Source organism: Treponema primitia ZAS-2, assembly GCF_000214375.1.
In the GTDB taxonomy this organism is placed as follows: Bacteria; Spirochaetota; Spirochaetia; order Treponematales; family Breznakiellaceae; genus Termitinema; species Termitinema primitia.
On sequence record NC_015578.1, the window covers coordinates 234,969 to 252,553 of the forward strand.

Sequence of the window (17,585 nt, forward strand, 5' to 3'; positions counted from 1 at the left end):
ATGGCCACTAAAAAAAGGGTCCCCATTATAACGGTCCTGTTTGCGGCTCTGCTTGCCGCTATGCTTATCTCCTGCCAAAACAGCCTACTGGAAGCGCCGGATTCGCCGGAAAACCCGGGGACGGTGATCATACAGATAGGCTATCCCGCTGTGCGGACCGCTGTGCCGGACATAAGCTCCGCAGCGGGACTGGGGCTGAACTATAAGATTGTTATCGCCGATGCGACCGGGTCCGGAAAAATCTATGGAAAAGCCGAAGGACCCGGCAATACCATCACGGTTATTTTGGATGAGCTGCCCGCTGCGGGCAATTACGCCCAGGTAAGCGCAGAAGGATACCAGGGAGAAACACTGATGTTCCGGGGTATCAGCGAATCCCTGCCCGGGGCAAACCTGAAAAGCCGACCCGTTTCCATCACATTAACCCCGGTAATGGAAGGGACAGGCTCGGTGAACCTGACGGTCCAATTCCCCGGCAGCGCCGCCTACTCTGTTGCCCGTGTGGAGGCGGCGCTTTATCTCCCGGGAATAGGTTACCCCGATGACGCGCCTTTTTCCTCGCAAAGCTTTACCCCCGGCGATAGTCTGGACCTCATTTCCGAGGGAGGCGGGCTGGAGGGGAATAAAATTTTCCAAATCTCCTTTACCGCTCAGGATGTACCTGCAGGAAATGCGATCCTTTCCCTGCGCTTCTACAACGGGGAGGGGATCCTGATAAAGACCTTTGAAGATTTAGGGATACAGATCTGCAAAAACCTTGAAACCAAGACTTGGATTATTGCCGGTAGAGAGGAAGCTATTCTGATGCTTTCGAAGGATGATTTTCTTTCTTCCGATACGGACCTGGCGAAGGTGAGTATACAGTATAACGGCGCTTTCCTGCTGGCCAACGTTGATGATCTTGTTCCGGGTGACCCGCCTGCGTCTCTCCCGCTGACCTTTGAATCCGATCAGTATTATTATTCCATAGCCGACTACATCTACACTTCCTCCACTTCTTTTAATTTGTATGTCACCCTTAAAAATCCCGGCCAGACCCTAAAGGTGTCCTTAAACGGATTACCCCAAGCGCCGGCGTCCTCAATTCCCTCAGAATACTATCGGTTTTATTTTCCTCCGAAAGACCGAAAGCTGAACCAAATCCTCCTTACAGTTACCACAATGGATGGCTTACACTCCCGGAGCTATACCATTGATTGCATACAAGCAGGTCCGGGAACGGAACAACAGACCATGTTTTTTGTGAGCCAAGGTGGTTTAGATACCAATGGCGGGACAAGCCGGGAAGACGGCTTTGCTTCGGTGCAGCATGCGCTTGAGGTGATACATGCCGTATCCACATCCTCCTGGCCGCAAATGCTCTCCCCAGGCACCGGTCCCGAACCGGCGCTGATCATCGTTTCGGGAATGATCAGCTATACAGCCGGAACCGTTGGAAACAAAGGCATGATAGATACCAAAGGCATAATATATACCGACGAATACTTAAACCTGCCGCCAATCATACTGCAGGGAAATCCGCAATACCCCGGAACTATAGATGCCGGGGGAAACAAAAGGGTCCTCTATATTGATGGCTCTACCAGTGTGAATATTACCCTGAAAGAAAATCTTACTCTGACCAATGGTAACGCAGTCAGCGACAACGGAATCGGCGGCGGTGTATACGTGGCCGGCGGCGGGCTATATACCCACCGCTTCACCATGGATGGGGGAATCATTGGCAGGTCGGGCGACGTCAAGAATACGGCGGCAAACGGCGGCGGGGTGGCGGTGGATTCAGGCAGCTTCTTTATCATGAACGGGGGAACTATCAGCGGAAATACTGCGGGCACAGGCTGCGGGGTATATACAATGGGCAGTTTCACCATGAATGGAGGAACCATCAGCGGGAATACTGCGGGCATAGGCCTTGGTAGCGGTACCGGCGGCGGTGTATCCGTGGTCGGCGGCAGCTTTGCCATGAGTGGGGGAACCATCAGTGGAAATAAAGCCACCGGCGTTAGTAACAATACTGGTGGCGGGGTATACGTGGGCAGCGGCAGCTTTACCATGAGCGGGGGAACCGTCAGCGGAAATACTGCGGATAAAGGCGGCGGGGTATTTCTCGCCAATGCCAGCAGTTTTATTTTGTACGGTGGAACCGTCAGCGGAAATACTGCGGCCACAGGCCTTGGTAGCGGCGGCGGTGTATACAACTACCAGGGTAACTTTACCATGAGCGGGGGAAATATCAGCGGGAATAAAGCCACCGGCGCTAGTAACAATACTGGCGGCGGGATATACAACGACCAGGGTAACTTTACCATGAGTGGGGGAACCATCAGTGGAAATGAAGCCGGTTCTGGGGGCGGAATATATTCTACCGGCATCGGCTCCATCTCCACCATGACGGGAGGGGAGATCAGCGGGAATACCGCTTCCGGCTTAGGCGGCGGGGTGGTTCTTTACGACGCCTTCAACTTGAGCGGGGGAAAGATAGCCGGAAATACTGCACTTCACGGAGGCGGGCTGGCTGTAGAAACCGGCGCTTTCACCATGGAGGGGGGAAGTGTCAGTGGAAATACCGCCGGCGGGGAAGGAGGAGGAGTACGAAGCTCCACCGCAGGCACATTTACCCTGAAAAGGGGAACCGTCAGCGGAAATACTGCGGACAAAGGCGGGGGAGTAGATGTAAATGACACCGGCATTTTTAACATGGATGGGGGAAGCGTCAGCGGAAATACCGCTACCGGCGGGGAAGGCGGCGGAGTAAGGTATACCGGCTCAGGTACATTTACCCTGAAAGGGGGAACCATCAGCGAAAATACCGCCACCACGGGCAGCGGGGTTTATCACAACGGGAATACCTTTTACTTGTCGGACAAAGGGATTGTGGCGGAAAATAACGATGTCTATCTGGCGACGGGTAAAACTATTACCATAAATGATTATCTCAGTACTTATTTCCGCTGGTCTGCGGTGGTCGCTCGCTTAACCCCCGCAAACTATGAGAACTTCACCAATCCTTTGCTCAGTTCTAGTCTAACATTTTTTCAGGCGTATACGGCGCTGTTCACCATAACTCCCCCTCCGGGAGATGAGAATACCGATAAATACTATATCGGCGATCTCGGCAACTTGAGTAAAATCCGCAAGGCCCCGCTGAATCAGTTTGTACGGATAAACGGAGGGACGGTCACCGCCAATATTGGCGAGGCACAAGGCCCTTTCGCTAATGCCAGCCCTACCACTCCGGTAACAGTAAAAACCTTCATGATGGGAACCACGGAAGTAAGCTATGAACTTTGGTGGACCGTTATGCAACGTAGCGACCCCGGGTATAATTTTGGCACTAATTATCAGGAAGGTTCTCGTTCCGGCGCTTCTAAAAGGGACCCCACAAGCAGGAGATACGAGCCGGTGACCAATATAAGCTGGGCGGATGCCCTGGTGTGGTGTAATGCCTACAGCGAATTGACCGGAAGAATGCCAGCATACCGCTACAGCGAAACCTACTCAGTAGACATAAGAAAAAGAGGTCAAACTGTGCAGAGCTCCTCGACCGTGTCCTCCCCCAGTGATGTCGTTTTGAACGCCTATTATAACGGCTACCGCCTGCCCACCGAAGCGGAGTGGGAATACGCCGCCCGAGGCGGGCTTGGGGCGGCATCATGGAACTACGATTGGCCTGGCGCTTCGTTGGTCGCCGACTTGGCCTGGTATGCCGCAAATGCCGGTTATACCCACCCGGTAGCCCAAAAAACCGCCAACTCCCTGGGCCTCTACGATATGGCCGGGAATGTAGCGGAATGGTGCTGGGATGGATACACCGGCAGCAGTGATGATAACCGAGTCCTTCGCGGAGGTTACTATAACAGCACCGCCGACGGGTTAAAAGTTTCTGCACGGGACAGCGACCATTTTAAGACCACCCCACCCACAAACACGGGCCTCCGTGTGGTTTACACCCCCTAAAGGAAGGCGCGGATGATGCGGCATTTTTTCAGTCATAAAACTACTCTCCCCGGCCTGGGACTTGCGGGCATTGCCCTCATGGGCCTTGCCCTGCTGTCCGGCTGTGATACCCTTTTCGGGGAGCCCGAGGAGAATGTACTCACCAAGATAGAGGACGCCGTGTGGCAGGCCACGGCGCCGGATATTGGGGTCATCGTGGGGGTCCGGGCCAACGCCGAGGGGCGGACCAACCCCGCAGGGCCGGCCCAGGCGAAGCAAAAGGTCCCCTTTGCGGTACGCTTTACGGTTAATGACGAGTATCAGTTTATCCGGTGGCAGGCTTTTCAGGGGGGCGTACTCCTGGCCGCTGATCAGGCGGTATTCGAGAACCCGGCGGCAGCGGAAACCTGGCTGTCCATTCAGGGGACCGGGAATAGCTTCACCGTCCAGCCCTTGACCCTGGCCCGGCCTAGGGTGGATACCACCAACCTTCCCCAGGGCGGCTCCCTCAGGGTGGCGCTCAATTATCCTGTCCGGATCTACTTTGCCGGTCCCCTGGCCCCGGACTCACTCATACTGGAGGAGACAGGGAAGCCTAATTTTACAAACATCAGTATCACAGGAAAACTGTCCTATGGACAGGGGGCCGATGTGGATCTGACGGATCGTTTCAGCGCTGCGTTAGGCGAAAATGACAGCTTTCTTGTGCTGACACCCTTGCCTGATAACCCTTTGCCCGGTAACTGTAATGTTACTGTAACCTTGGGTGCGGATATTCAATCGATCCACACAATCGATGGGGAAACGTACCGGATTCCCTTGCTAAAACCGGTGACCCTGAATTACGGGGTGCATGATCGGGCTGATTAATGCGGCCCCTTAAATATACTAGAGTGAATGGAGTTATGGCGGATATGAAAAGAAGGTCCCTTAAAAAAATCTGCTTAGTCCTGACCTTCCTGGGAATCCTGGGGAATCTTTCCGCCCTGGACCTGAGTCTCCGGGGCCGGGGTTTGGGGTTTTTCCCCCTGGGGGATGGCGCAGCCGATTATAGTTTCGGGGGCGGCGGGGAGTTTCTTTTCGATGTGGATTTATCCCGGCTTTTCCCCAGCTCCCTGGGGCTTGGCTTTACCCTGGACGCCGAAGCGGGGATCAATTCAAGCCCCCTGTCCAGCGGGGAAGGCGAGGATCTCCGGCTCTATTCCCTGGGGGCCGGGGCGGGGATACACTTCTTTCCCCTTTCCCGGCTGATGGTCCGGGGCGAAGGGGCCGGCGGCTATTACCAGGGCTATTTTCAGGATGCCACCTCCGGCTCCTGGTGGCTGCGGGCCGGGGGCGAAGCGGGTTTCCGTATTACCCCAAGGCTTATCAGTTCCCTCAGCGCCGGTTACCGTTACTACAACGACAAATACGGCGGGACCATGAACTCCGGGATTTATCTGGGCATTACCCTCCAGATAAATCTGGGGACCGGCTCCGGCGGCGGAGCGGACGCAACGCTGATCCAGGATGAACCCATTTTCCCCCTCTTCCTTTCCCTTTACCAACAGAACGCCGGGGGAACTCTGCGGATTACCAACCACGAATCGGCGGAACTGCGCAATGTCCGGGTAAGTTTCCGCGCCCAGGGCTACAGTTCATCAGAGTTTCTGTGCGGTACCCTGGCCCAGATACCCCGGGGCCGCACAATGGAGCTGCCCCTCCTGGCGGACTTTTCCCCGGAACTGCTGAACATGACCGAAAACGGCCGTATCCTGGGGGAAGTGGTGGTTCGCTACGAGCTCCTGGGCGCAGAACGGAGCGCCCTTACCGGAATAAGCGTCCGGGTTAACAATCGGAACAGTTTCCGCTGGGTGGACCCGGGCGCGTTGGCAGCCTTTGTGTCCCCCACTAGCCCGGAAATTCTGGAGCTGTCCCGTTATTTATCCGGCATAGCCCGGGTTCACCAACAGACCGCCCTGAATCCAAAAATGCAGTTCGGTATTTATTTTTTTGAGGGGCTTCGGGAAGCGGGTGTCCGGCTTTCTCTCAACCCGGCAACCCCCTACGCCGGGTACCATACCGGAACGGATTCTCCGATTCAGAAAGATTCGATTGATTCGATACAATTTCCCCTCCAGACCCTGGCGTTCCGGGGCGGCGATGTGGATGATTTAGGCTTGCTCTATGCGGCGCTTCTGGAATCTGCGGGAATCCGGGCTGCCCTTATCCCTATGAATAATGATTTTATCACCGCCCTTTCCCTGGGGATTTCCTCAGCCCAGGCAGCTTCCCTTTTCAATGGCACAGATAAACTGCTCATCATCAACGATGAGGTATGGCTCCCTCTGTCCTTTTCGTACTTTAATAACGGATTTTTCGACAGTTGGACTGCGGCAGCGGACCAACTTACCAGGGCCTTTAGTAATGGCGAATGGGTGGATATCATCATTCTGGAAAATGCCTGGCCTTCCTATCCCCCGGTAAACCTTCCGCCCCAACAGGTCCGGTTTACCCCGCCGGTGGAGACGGCGACTATCCGGGAGGCGGAAGCCGTATTGGGCCGCTATATCAGCGCAGAGATTCTTCCCAAAATCGAAGCCCTTAATGCCAGCCTGCGCAGCGGGGCCACAGGCGCCCTGTATAACCAGTTGGGTCTCCTCTATACCAGGGCGGGGATGCAGAGGGAGGCCCGGACTGCCTATCAGCAGGGGGCGGATATGAACTATGTCTCGTCCATGCTGAACCTGGGCAATATGGCGATACTGGATAATGATACTGCCCTGGCGGAGCGCTGGTTCCGCCAGGCTTTAAGCCTTGCCCCGGATAATGCCGCCGCAAAACGGATGCTGGATCAGATGGCGGCAGATTAGCGATGAAAACCAGACCCCTTACAATAGTGTTGCTGTTGGTACTCCCGGTCTTCCCCCTTTTGGCTGAAGAAGGATCCCGGCCCCGGGAGGACAGCCGGCTGGATTTCCACCTGGTCCCCGGAACCAGTCTGCCCCTGGACAGCCGGGGGCTCTTCCAGCCGGGCCTTGCGGCGTCCATCGCCCTGGACTGGAGCTTCCTGCCCTTCCTGGGGATCTCCGGCCAGGCGGGGTTTTCCAGCATCCCCACCAACGCCGAAGATGCGGTCACCCTTATTGAAGGCAGTCTGGGTCCCCTGCTCCGTTGGCGGCTCCTGGACCGGCTCAGCCTGGGACTGCGGGGACAGGTGGGGCTCTACCAGTTCCAATGGCGGGAATACAGCGATTTCAGGCTGCGCCTGGGGGGAAACCTTTCAGCATCCTTTCACATCTCCCCCTTGATCTCCCTTACAGCATTTGCCGGCTATACCAGCTACCTCTATCAGCCGGACCCATTCCTGGATTCCATCAACCTGGGCCTGGGGGTTTCCTTCAACCTTTTTGAAATTACCCGGAAGCGGACCCGGATACAGGGGGAACAGATCATGCGGAACATGGTCTTCCCCGTATCCTATGCCTGGTACGAAAACAACCCTGTGATAAACATGAGAATTACTAACCTTGAGCCGAATTCGATTAGCAATGCCAGGGTAAGTTTTTTTCTGGAACGGTATATGTCCCAGCCCACGATAGCGGCGGATATTCCCCGACTTGCCCCGGGGGAGTCTGCGGACATCACGGTTACCGCCTTGTTCAATGAGACAATGCTGGACCTTACGGAAAACATCAGCGCCAATGCCCGGATCCTCATCAATTACCAGAGCCTGGGGAGTTTGAAGGAGGCGGCTATTCCGGTCCAGCTCCCCATCTACCACCGGAACGCCATGACCTGGGACGATGACCGGCGGGCGGCGAGTTTTGTCTCCCCCCGGGACCCGATTGCGCTGCTCTTTTCCCGGCACGTAGGCTCCCTGGTGGAAAGCCGTATGCAGGGGGATTACAACCGGAACATCCAGTACGCCCTGGGGCTTTTTGAGGCCCTGAACCTCTACGGCATCTACTACATCATCGATCCTGCAAGTTCCTACGCTGAGCTTTCCGACGATGCGGGGCAACTAGACAGCCTGAACTATCCCTTTGAAACCCTGTTCTACCACGGGGGGGATTGTGATGATCTTTCGATCCTCTTCTGTTCCCTCATGGAGGTCCAGGGCATAGACACCGCCTTCATCACTATCCCCGGCCATATCTACATGGCCTTTGATTCGGGGCTGAGCGAAGACGAAGGCCGGCTATCCTCCTTTGCCCCGGATCTGATCTCCTATGAAGGCCGGGCCTGGGTCCCCCTGGAGATAACCATCCCCGGATCGGGCTTTTCCCAGGCCTGGCGCGTAGGGTCCCGGGAATGGCAAAACGCCGCCGGTGAAAGGGAGATTTTCCCCCTAAAAGAGGCATGGAGCCTCTACCCCCCGGTAAATGTCCCCGGCGCGGGCAGCCACAACATCCTGCTCCCCGATGCGGCAGCCATAAACGCCGCATTTGAGGCGTCCCTGGCTAAGGTTAAAAGCCTTCCCAAAAATTAATTCAATTTCCCCCTGGCCCCATATTTAGCTTAAATTGCGCTTCATATTCTCCGATAATCTAATGGGATTATAGGAATTCAGGGGATTCAGATGACGTACAAACGAACAGCCGTATTAGTAACTTTAGGGATTCTCTTGGCCGGCTTCATAGCCGGTTGTGCTACACCGCCGGAACCGGAGCCTGCACCGGCGCCGGCCCCCCGGAGGGATCCGCCGCCGGTTCGGATAGCCCAGCCTGCGCCTCCTCCGCCACCGGAGATTCCGATCCGGCCCATAACCCGGGAGATTCTGGATCTGATAAACAAAAGCACCTACGAAATGGGGGATCTCCAGTATTATATTTCAGCCCCAATCACCCTGGAACATGGCAAGGGTCTGCAATACGACATAGAAATATACCCTGGCGGGGAAGGGATAATTCAGGAAACCAATGCCCAGGAAAAGATAATCATACCCAAGGATACCGGCGGGGTTCTGATACCCGATTGGGCAACACGCCCTATGGGGGCGCCCCGGGCACTGAAAATCTGTTTTGACGATAACGATGCCCATACCCTGACCTTCCGGGAAAATCCCGCGGATAACCGTTTCTACCTGGCATTCCGGGAAGACCGGGTATACGGGGAATTTACCGATTATGGCGAAGAGTCCTACAAGTTAAGCCTCAGCAGCGAAATTCCTTACCTGTATGTAAGGGTTGATGAGATTTCAAATACCCAACCAAGAACTAAGGAACTCAGAGGCCGTTATTTGGGCCCCCGGGAAGCGCCGGCGGAATCCACTGAGCTTCCCTCATACCTAATGGAAGACGCCGAGCTCCCCTCATACCTCCAGGAACCGGTTTCAGAACCGGCGCCGGAAATGCTTCCCGAGCAAGTGCCGGCTGCGGTACAGACTCCGGTGGTGGAAACTGCCCCTGTAGCGGAACCTGTCCCGGCAGCTCAGTCGGCCAGGCGCACTCCGGAGAATCAGAATGCCTCAAATAGGCCCCCCCGACCGCCTACTGCGGTGTCCGCCCCGGCCCCAGCACCGCCCCGGACTCCGGCGTCAGTTGCACCGGTCCCGGAGCCTGCGGATGAAGATGAGGAGCTGGACCTGGAAGCGCTTCTGGGCATGTAAGCTTCCATATTACAATTTTTGCCCCCATTCCGTTATAATGACGGTAATGGGGGCTTTTTTATGACCGGAAGAGAACTGCTTGAAGCGATTCAAGCTGCCAAGGCTAGGGGTATTTTTGAGGGACTCTACGGGCCCGGCACGGCGGAAACCGCACAGTGCCGTTACGCATCCCTTATCAAGGGGATACTGGATGACGCACCCCAGGGGTTTCCAGAGGCGGATTTTCCCGAAACTAAGGACGGGCTCCGGGTTTTTACCGCCGCGGGCCGCACTGAGCTGGGGGGCAACCATACAGACCATAACCGGGGCAAGGTATTCGCCGCCTCCATCCAGATGGATGCTGTTGCCATAGTCGCCCCCAGGAGTGACAAAAGGGTGCTTTTCCGCTCCGGGGGTTTCCCGGATGTGCAGGTGGATTTGACTGACCTCAGCCCCAGGCCGGAAGAAAAGGGGACCACCGAGGCCCTGGTCCGGGGCATTGCCGCAGAATTGACCCGGCGGGGAACGGCGGTGGGGGGCTTCACCGCAAACGCCGCTTCCACGGTGCTTCCCGGTTCGGGGCTTTCATCCTCCGCTGCCGTAGAAGTCCTCTTTGGGCGTATCTTCGACAATCTCTACGGCGGGGGGAAACGCGCTTCCCTGGAAATTGCCCAGATAGGACAGATTGCGGAGAACAGCTACTTTGGGAAACCCTCAGGGCTTATGGACCAGACCGCCTGTGCCTCAGGGGGAGCGGTGGCCATCGACTTTGAGGACCCCGCCAAGCCTAAGGTCAAAGGGGTAAACTTCGACCTGGAATCCCTGGGCTACGCCCTGGCAGTGACCGATACTCGGGGGAGCCACGCGGACCTGACCCCGGATTATGCGGCTATCCCCGGGGAGATGAAGGCGGTGGCTGCCTTTTTCGGCAAACAGGTGCTGCGGGAAGTGGATCCCCGGGAAGTCCTGGCTCATGCCCCGGAAATACGGAAGGCCGCCGGTGACCGGGCCCTGCTCCGGGCCTTCCACTACTTCAACGAAAACCGCAAGGTAGATGCCATGCTGGCCGCCCTGGAAAAAGCGGTCTCAAGCTCCGGGCCTGAAAAACAGGCTGCCTTCGCCGCTTACTTGGACCTGGTCAACCAGTCCGGGGACTCCTCCTGGGAACTGCTGCAAAATGTCTACTCCCCGAAAAATCCCGCAGTCCAGGGGGTTTCTGTAGCCCTGGCAGTGACCCGGGATTTTCTGGCGGAAAGCGCTTCCATTGGCGCATGCCGGGTCCATGGAGGCGGCTTTGCCGGAACCATCCAGAGCTATATCCCCCTGGACCGCCTGGGCGCCTATAAGGCCGTAATGGAGGGGATCTTCGGCGAAGGTTCGGTAACGGTACTGCGGATACGCCCTGTGGGCGCTGCGGAGCTATATTTCTGAGCTTGCGCCTCAACCGGGACTGCGCGTGATTCAGGGGGAAATACAGAAAGCCTATGACCTACTTCATCCACGCAGACCTTGACGCCTTTTACGCCTCGGTGGAACAGCTTGACCATCCCGAATACTGCGGCAAGCCCGTCATCGTGGGTGGCCTTCCCGGGGACCGTCGCAGCGTGGTGTCCACCGCCTCCTACGAAGCGCGGAAATTCGGTGTCCACTCCGCCATGCCCGTAGCCCAGGCCTACAAACTCTGCCCCCAGGGAATCTACCTGCGGGGCAACATGAAACGCTACCGGGAAAAATCCGATGAAGTCATGGCTGTTTTTTCTGATTTTACTCCGGATGTCAAGCAGATTTCCATCGATGAGGCCTTTCTGGATATTACAGGCACAGAAAAACTGTTCGGCCCCCCTGGTCTTATGGCAAAAAAACTGAAAGAGGCGGTCCGCAGCAGGACCGGGCTGACCGTTTCCCTGGGGCTTGCCTCCAACAAGTACGTCGCCAAGATCGCCTCGGGCTTGTCGAAACCGGATGGGGTCTCCATTGTCGCGCCCGGGGAGGAGGAACGCTTTATGTCCGCCCTCCCGGTGTCCAAAATCTGGGGCGCCGGGAGCAAGACCCAGGAGCAGTTTAAAAAGCGGGGGCTTAAAACCTGCGATGATATACTCAGGCTGAGCCTGGACCAGCTCAAGTCCCAGTTCGGCGCCGCCTTTGGGCTTTTTTTGCACCGGGCGGTCCGGGGCCAGGCAGCGGCAGCCTTTGAGGATGAGCGGGGGACCCATTCCATGAGCGCCGAACGGACCTTCCCCTACGACCTGTACGACGAATTTACGATTGAAACCACCCTTTTTGAAATTTGCGAAACCCTCATGTTCCGCCTTCTGGACCTCAACTGGCAGAGTCGTACCATTTTTATCAAAATCCGCTACGAGGACTTTTCCACCGAAAGCGCCCAGGAAACCCTGCCACGTCCGGTTTCTACCATAAATGAGCTGTTTGACCACCTTTCAGCCCTGTTCCGTCGGAAACGCCAAGACGGTCGGGGGGTAAGGCTCATCGGCGCCGGGCTTTCAAACCTGGAAACCGACCACACCCCCCTCCAGAGGGAACTGTTTGACACAGGGAATGAAAAAGAGCAGGCCCTGGAGAAGTACATCCTGGAAATCAACAAAAAGTTTCCCGGCGCCGCCTTACGAAAGGGCCGCTCCCTTATGGAGCGGGCATCGAAGCCCGCGGATGAATGAACCCTTAGCTAAACCGGCTAAACAGTGGTTTGCTATTATGTTGGGATATAGTATTGTCTTATTTCTAGGGCCATGCTATTATTGTAATTAACATTGTCTAAGTTTAGGAGGTTTTAGATGCGTAATAAATTGTATATTATTCTTATCGGAATACTATGCTTTGGTGTAATGACTAATTGCGAGATTCCCGAGTCTGTGGATATTAAGGGACAACCAGGGTTGTATATCAATCTGGGCAGCCCCTTTGGCTCAGACAATCTTGTAAAAGAGTATCTGAGCCCGGAAGGCATAGCGGAGCAGATGGGGAATAGCGGTTCTGACAGCGATATTTATCAATATACGGCCTCAGATTTCCTATTTAACGGTGCAACCATTGATATTAATAATACGCAGACCTATTTGATACAATTTCCGATTGCGAATCAGGATTTAGATTTTTCGGAATATTTGAAAGAACTGAATACAGACCTTGACTTTACTGTTTATCAAGCCGGTATTGTGCCGGAGCCTGTTTCCATCCCGTTGGAAATGAAGGATATGGCCAGTTGGGTAGAAACTATTGATATAAATGACATTCCTGGCGGTAAAATTTCCAAGATTATTCTAAAAGACAAAGACGGAGCACCGGACTTGGTTAAGAGCCTTGAAAAAACGATTAAGCTGCGGGTAAAAAATCTGGGAATCAGTACGGCAGGTGATTATAAGTTTGGGAGGCCGGATAAGGATCCAGTTGATGGAAAATATATCCTGGTATTTGACGCCGAGGTTCCTGTTACGGAGTATAGCCCGAAGGATAAAACAGATCCAATAAAGATAGATACGCAATTTGTTGGTGCATCGACAAAAACCGGAACATTTTCTATTGATGTTGACCTGCAGTGGAAAAGGGCGGTAGTAAACCCCGGGGAAGTCGGCGATGAGGGTACTCAAAAGGGTGAATTCACCGGTCTTAAATTTAGCGACCTTACAGAATTTCTAGGGGGTGTTGAATTTAAAAACGTACCCGGATATTTATATGTGAGTGGTTTGGACAATGCTAATGCTACAATAGAGCTCAAGGCGGAAATTTTAGGAACATCGAAAAAGACTGAAACACTCATACCATTAAAGGAAATAAAGCAATCACATAAGCTTGAGCTTAATTCGGACGTTCCGGAGAAAAAAATCTATTCGGGAGCTATTCCCCCGGTTGAATTTTCTTTTCCCCTTGAAGATGTATTTAATGCCAAAGGTGATGTTACCCTGAAGTATGAAATTAAGATTGTTCAGATGACAATGGATAATGATGGTACGCCAAAAGACCCAATCAAAATTGACCTGGTCATAGTCCTTCCCCTGGACTTCACTGTTCCACCAGCCCCGGCAGGAGTTAACTATAACTTTCCTGATCCTAAAACTGAAAATTTAATAAGCTATTATCCGCTGAACCTGTCTGCCCTTCCTGATCCGGACAGTAATGATGATATGCTTAACAGGGAGGAGGGCGAGGATAATTTGTTTGAGTCATTAAAAGAAGCGAAAATAATAATTAACCAAGTCCAAAATGACGTAATTGATGGCCTAATCCTGGCTGTCAAAACAAAAGATCCTGATCACAAAAAAGCCGAAGTAATACCATTAAATGATGGTAATTTTCAAATAATAACGTTTACTCCGAGCGACTTGGCCATTCCGTTTAATCCCGGGTTTTTGCTTCTTGTGAAAAGCTCAGATCCTAACCTAACGGTAAAACGGGTAGCAAGCGACGCTGATCCCAAATTTGATTTTAACCTAGCCTTACAAGCCAGGACCGACCTGAACATAAGCCAGAAATTTTAAGGAGCGGCGAAAATGAAGAAATTAACATTATTTTTTATTATATCGTCATTGGCCTGGGGACTGTACGCTCAGGAAGCGCCGCTTGAAGAAGTTGTGGCGGAAAGTGAAGATACCGGGATTGTTCTAGATGATTCCCAGTCGGAATACTCTCAGTTGGAAGAAATAGCCGCTAAAGCTGCGGCGGAGGCTGAAGCTTCAGCTCTGGAGGCGGAGACTGAATTTGCCCAGGATGAACCGGTTCAGGAAAAGAATCAATCTGCTCTGGCCAAATTCGGCGGTCAGGTGCTGGATTATTTCAATAAACCGGCAACCACCCGGCATAATGAACCTCTCCGGGGTGTTGAGTTTGGGTATGATTTTACCGGCGGGTTTGGGAATAGCCTTATCGGAACCGGTGATATTTTCAAAAAGAATATCGTCATAAACTTGAATACCTGGAGTGATCAGATACAAGACCGGGGGGTTGATTTTGGCTTTGATTTTGACTTCCATACTTTCATCAATGTTAATATCGGAAAAGGCGCATGGGGGCTTGGGGAATTTATTAATAGCGACAGCCGCTTTGACATCAATCTGCCCAAAGACTTATTCGAACTCTTATCTAAGGGGAATTGGGATAACCACAACCAGTCCGGTAATTTTTCGGTATCCGGCGCCACTTTTGCGGAAGCGGGGTTAAAATGGTACGGGACCTTCCTGGACAAAAAGCTGCGGGTCGGTGTTGCCCCGGCTTGGTATCTTCCTTTGGTATATATTCCCAAATCCAGCCTTAGCTATGTCTTACAAGCTGATCCCAGTTTAAGGGTGGCTGTCAGCGGCGATATGGCGGTCTATATGCCCTTTTCCCTGGATCCCTTTGAACTTAAAGACCTAGGCGGCGCGGACATTTCTCTCAGCGGTGAATACGCCCTCTTCCCCATTATCGATGTGGGGACTACGATAAGTCATATTCCCTTTGTTCCCGCCACCCTGTCCAATGGACAGACACTTACTTTCAGTAACGACATCATACCGGAGACAACCAATCTTTTAAGCGACTTTCCCGATATAGGAGATATCGACCCGGATACTTCAAGCTTTACCGATGCCAATAAGATAGTGCTGCGCCCCCTGCGGGTCGATTTTTATGTTCTTTACCGGCCCCTACGAAGGGATTTGCTGACCATTAAACCGAATATTGGGTTTACCGCAATAAACCCCAGTGAGGAAACGTATTTTAACGGCGCTATAGAGCTTCAGTTGAATCTGGCCCGTATCTTTTTCGTCCACCTGAATACCGGTATTGAGGAAGGGTATTGGAGGCATAAGCTGGGCTTTGCCCTTAACCTGCATGCCTTTGAACTGGACCTTGAAGGGGTATTGAAATCCCAGGATTATTTGAAGAGTTACCAGGCAAGCGGATTAGGCGTTACGCTTGGAATGAAAGTCGGGTTCTGACAGAGCCGCCCGAACAGGGACTGGCTAGAGCCTTTGCATAATGAAAACCCAGGACAGGCGCCTGGGTTTTTTATTCGTTCAGGAAACAGTAGGAAAAGTTCCGCTTCTATGGTAATATAAGCCCCGTATTTGCGACACTAGCTCATCCGGATAGAGCAACGGCCTTCTAAGCCGTAGGTGGTGGGTTCGAGTCCCGCGTGTCGCGTCGCAATTTGGCATCGCCAAATTGCGTTGGAGAAAATTGCATCGCAATTTTCTCCACACTAACAAGTATAGGGGGGGACTCGAAGGGAGTGAGCGCCGACCGAAAGGGAGGAAAAGGCGGCAGGATGCCGCCGGCAGCGAACTCCCCGGCCTGGAGGGGTGAGGCAGGACGCCGAACCCCGGAAGGCGAGTCCCGCGTGTCGCGTTTTATGAACGTAAACGGAAAGCATTATCGTACCATCTGGCTCAAGGAAGAGGATAAGCGGGTTGTACAAATAATCAACCAGCTTGTTCTGCCCCATAAATTTGAAATTTTGGATTTACATAGGGTCGAAGATGTCCGCCGGGCAATCAAGGACATGTATGTCCGGGGCGCCGGGCTTATCGGGGCTGCGGCAGCTTATGGCATGTACTTAGCGGCCCTGGAAGCCTCCGACTCCGCCTTTGAGCGTGACCTGCTTGCCTCAGCCCAGATATTGAAGGCCACCCGTCCCACTGCAAGCAACCTGGCCTGGGCAGTGGATGCCATGCTGGCAAAACTTACCGGCCCTTCCGGTGATATGGAACAGAAACGGGTGGAAGCCCGCAGTCTCGCCGGGGAAATCGCCGACCAGGATGCGGAGTACTGCCGGAACATCGGCCTTCACGGAGCGGAAATCATAGCCGGCATAGCGGAAAAGAAGAAGGGCGAAACCGTCAATATACTGACCCACTGCAATGCAGGGTGGCTGGCCTTTGTGGATTACGGTTCCGCCCTGTCCCCGGTTTATACAGCCTTTGACCGGGGTATCAAGGTCCATGTCTGGGTTGACGAGACCCGCCCCCGGAACCAGGGCGCGAGTCTGACTGCCTGGGAACTGGCCCAGCACGGGGTAAGCCACGACCTTATCCCGGATAACGCCGGGGGCCACCTGATGCAGCACGGCATGGTAGATATGGTGATCACCGGGGCGGACCGGGTGACCCGCTGCGGGGATGCGGCGAATAAAATCGGTACCTACCTTAAGGCGGTGGCGGCCAAAGAAAACGGGGTTCCCTTTTATGTGGCCCTGCCTTCGTCAACCTTTGATTTTACCATGCGGGACGGTCTCCGGGAGATTCCCATTGAAGAGCGGGATGCTGCGGAAGTGCGATATGTCAGCGGAAAAACCTCAGGGGGCATTATAGAAACGGTGCAAATTTGCCCGGACGCCACTCCGGCCCGGAACTGGGGCTTTGACGTAACCCCTGGCCGGTACATTCGTGCCCTGATAAGCGAGCGTGGTGTCTGTGAGGCTTCGGAACGGGGCATACTTTCCCTGTACCCGGAAAGGGCGGCCAATGGTTAAGGATGGGTATGTTAAGTATAGGGCGATTCACACTCCTGCTGGGGCGACTGAAAGCCCTCTCTGGGCGCAGCTTAATGAAGCCCGTACCCGGCTCCACGATCTCGGCTTGGTGGGAGAATATCCCGGCGGACCGGGTTATGGTAATGTTAGTGTGCGCCTCGGGGAGAATGATTTTTTAATCAGCGGAACTGCTACCGGAGAAAAACGGGTCCTTACAATCAACGAGTATTCCTGGGTCAGTTCTTTTGACATTGAAAAAAACACCGTTACTACCAAAGGGCCGGTTCAGGCATCCTCGGAATCCATGACCCATGGCGCTGTTTACCGGGCCTTTCCCGGCGCCGTCTCGGTATTGCACATCCACAGCCGGAAAATCTTTGACGGAATGCTCCGGGATGGGTACCCTTCCACTCCGGCGGGTGCAGCTTATGGAACGCCGGAAATAGCCCTGGCGATCAGTGACTGTGTTGCCCGGTTGGGAAAACCCAGCGGGGTCATTGTCATGGCGGGCCATGACGAGGGGGTCATCGCCTGGGGGCCCGGTATTGATAAAGCCCTTGATCTGGTATTGGAGCTTTGCACTAAATATAAGCTAGACGCTAAAAACTGAAGTTTTTG

At 54.0% G+C, this 17,585-nt stretch carries 11 protein-coding genes and 1 tRNA gene; all 12 read left to right on the forward strand.

Annotated elements, in window-relative coordinates; translation table 11 throughout:
- The 12 genes from TREPR_RS01045 to TREPR_RS01100 all read left to right on the forward strand — a co-directional run bounded on the left by TREPR_RS01045 (position 1) and on the right by TREPR_RS01100 (position 17,577).
- The gene (locus tag TREPR_RS01045) at positions 1–3,957 is read left to right on the forward strand and encodes an SUMF1/EgtB/PvdO family nonheme iron enzyme (RefSeq protein ID WP_015706411.1); all 3,957 of its coding nucleotides are present in this window, start codon (positions 1–3) and stop codon (positions 3,955–3,957) included.
- A gap of 12 nt (positions 3,958–3,969) precedes the next feature.
- Positions 3,970–4,806, forward strand: a complete 837-nt coding sequence (locus tag TREPR_RS01050; RefSeq protein ID WP_015706412.1) for a hypothetical protein — start codon at positions 3,970–3,972, stop codon at positions 4,804–4,806.
- A gap of 44 nt (positions 4,807–4,850) precedes the next feature.
- Positions 4,851–6,788: a tetratricopeptide repeat protein gene (locus tag TREPR_RS01055; RefSeq protein WP_245534763.1), complete on the forward strand. Its 1,938-nt coding sequence runs from the start codon at positions 4,851–4,853 to the stop codon at positions 6,786–6,788.
- 2 nt (positions 6,789–6,790) lie between these two features.
- The gene (locus TREPR_RS01060) at positions 6,791–8,407 is read left to right on the forward strand and encodes a hypothetical protein (RefSeq protein ID WP_015706414.1); all 1,617 of its coding nucleotides are present in this window, start codon (positions 6,791–6,793) and stop codon (positions 8,405–8,407) included.
- A 90-nt stretch (positions 8,408–8,497) separates the two neighbouring features.
- Entirely contained in the window at positions 8,498–9,526 is a 1,029-nt protein-coding gene (locus tag TREPR_RS18725) for a hypothetical protein (RefSeq protein WP_174269880.1), read from the forward strand.
- Positions 9,527–9,586: 60 nt separating this feature from the next.
- Positions 9,587–10,936, forward strand: a complete 1,350-nt coding sequence (locus TREPR_RS01070; RefSeq protein WP_015706416.1) for a galactokinase — start codon at positions 9,587–9,589, stop codon at positions 10,934–10,936.
- Between the two features lie 53 nt (positions 10,937–10,989).
- Positions 10,990–12,180, forward strand: a complete 1,191-nt coding sequence (gene dinB, locus TREPR_RS01075) for a DNA polymerase IV (RefSeq protein WP_015706417.1) — start codon at positions 10,990–10,992, stop codon at positions 12,178–12,180.
- 117 nt (positions 12,181–12,297) lie between these two features.
- Positions 12,298–13,998, forward strand: a complete 1,701-nt coding sequence (locus tag TREPR_RS01080) for a hypothetical protein (RefSeq protein WP_015706418.1) — start codon at positions 12,298–12,300, stop codon at positions 13,996–13,998.
- Between the two features lie 12 nt (positions 13,999–14,010).
- Positions 14,011–15,435, forward strand: a complete 1,425-nt coding sequence (locus TREPR_RS01085; protein WP_015706419.1) for a DUF5723 family protein — start codon at positions 14,011–14,013, stop codon at positions 15,433–15,435.
- A 131-nt stretch (positions 15,436–15,566) separates the two neighbouring features.
- Positions 15,567–15,640, forward strand: a tRNA-Arg gene (locus TREPR_RS01090).
- Between the two features lie 208 nt (positions 15,641–15,848).
- Positions 15,849–16,967, forward strand: a complete 1,119-nt coding sequence (mtnA, locus tag TREPR_RS01095; RefSeq protein WP_041611340.1) for an S-methyl-5-thioribose-1-phosphate isomerase — start codon at positions 15,849–15,851, stop codon at positions 16,965–16,967.
- Positions 16,960–17,577 carry a class II aldolase/adducin family protein gene (locus TREPR_RS01100; protein ID WP_015706421.1) on the forward strand — a complete coding sequence of 206 codons (618 nt, stop codon included), beginning with the start codon at positions 16,960–16,962 and terminating at the stop codon, positions 17,575–17,577. Before mtnA ends, TREPR_RS01100 begins: the two co-directional genes overlap by 8 nt.
- Positions 17,578–17,585: the final 8 nt, after the last annotated feature.